This is a genomic window from Methanoregula sp. (assembly GCF_002835825.1).
Taxonomy (GTDB): Archaea; Halobacteriota; Methanomicrobia; order Methanomicrobiales; family Methanospirillaceae; genus Methanoregula.
The window spans coordinates 1-1,267 of record NZ_PIZH01000605.1 but is presented as its reverse complement, the minus strand read 5'-3'; the positions used below and the strand labels follow the sequence as shown (position 1 = coordinate 1,267).

At 59.1% G+C, this 1,267-nt stretch carries 1 protein-coding gene and 1 pseudogene; one reads left to right on the top strand and one right to left on the bottom strand.

Annotation, left to right across the window (positions count from 1 at the left end; translation table 11 throughout):
• Window positions 1-373, top strand: a pseudogene (locus tag CW742_RS13745) (NADPH-dependent FMN reductase); the annotation flags it as partial.
• Window positions 374-381: 8 nt separating this feature from the next.
• Here the strand turns inward: CW742_RS13745 and CW742_RS13740 are convergent.
• A partial coding sequence (locus CW742_RS13740) for a histidine kinase dimerization/phosphoacceptor domain -containing protein (RefSeq protein ID WP_292421344.1) occupies window positions 382-1,267 on the bottom strand: 886 nt, incomplete at its 5' end.

Genomic DNA, 1,267 nt, shown 5'->3' with positions numbered 1-1,267 from the left:
CACAAACCCCGGAAGATACCGCGTGGGACCCCCGGTACTGACAATGGGCATCCACGGCAAGGTCAAGGGGTTCATGGAACGGTGGCAGGTCTTCTTAATGGCAAAGTATCTCCGGAAAGAATCGCTGGTTCCAAAAGAGAAGAGGAAGGGGCGCCACGGGCTCTTCATCTGTATCTCCGGCATGAAGATCCCCGAGGTCTTCGTGGGAGCGAAACTGACAGCGCAGGCATTCTTCGACATCATCGACTGCCCGTATACCGATGAACTCCTCATCAATGACATGGACACCATCCTCGATGTCAGAGCACAACCGGAGCTGGAAAAAGCCGCGTACGAAAAAGGGAACGCAATCGGCAAAGGGCTCAATCCCTGATCTGATTTTTAGGGCGCGGCGTAACTTCCGGCCGCACAGAACTGTATCGTGAACCTGGCGCCGTCCGAGCTGTCGAGCGCAATCTCGCCTTCGAGCTGGGCCACGAGATTGTTGACGAGCTGGAGGCCAAGGGAGCTGGTGTTCCTGAAGTCCACGTCCTTTGGGAACCCCTCGCCGTTGTCTGCGATGACCATGGTATAGATTCCCGATCCCGTCTGCCGCATCGCGATCGAGATGATCCCGGACTTTCCGCCAGGGAACGCGTGCTTGATCGCGTTGGTGACCAGCTCGTTGATGATGAGCCCGCAGGGGATGCCCGTCTCGATGCTGAGGGCAAGATCGGGCGGGTCGATGCTGACTGCGATCGAAACGGCCCCATTGTTGATCCCGTATGCGTCCCGGAGACTGTCGATCAGGCTCTCGATGTAGGTGGCAAACGGCACATGGGCAAGATCCTCGGACCGGTACAGCTTCTCGTGGATGAGGGCCATGGACCGGACCCGGGACCTGCTCTCGCGCAGGATCTCGGTCGTGAACGCATCGGTGATGGTGATCGACTGGAGGTACAGGAGACTCGCGATGATCTGGAGGTTGTTCTTGACCCGGTGGTGGATCTCCCGGAGCAGCACCTCCTTCTCGTGCAGGGACGCGAGGATCTCTTCCTCCGCTTTCCTGCGTTCGGTGATGTCGCGGGCCATTCCCACATACCCAAACGGCATGCCCGATGCGTCGCGGATCAGGGAGATGGTTACCTCGGCCCAGTACGTCGAGCCGTCCTTTCTGGTGAACTCAAGCTCGGCGGTTACCGAGACTGCCTGACCCCCCTCTGCGATCGCGGTGCCGGAAAACTTTTCGGCAACAAGCGTTTCAAAGACCGCTGCCGATGCCGGGGCC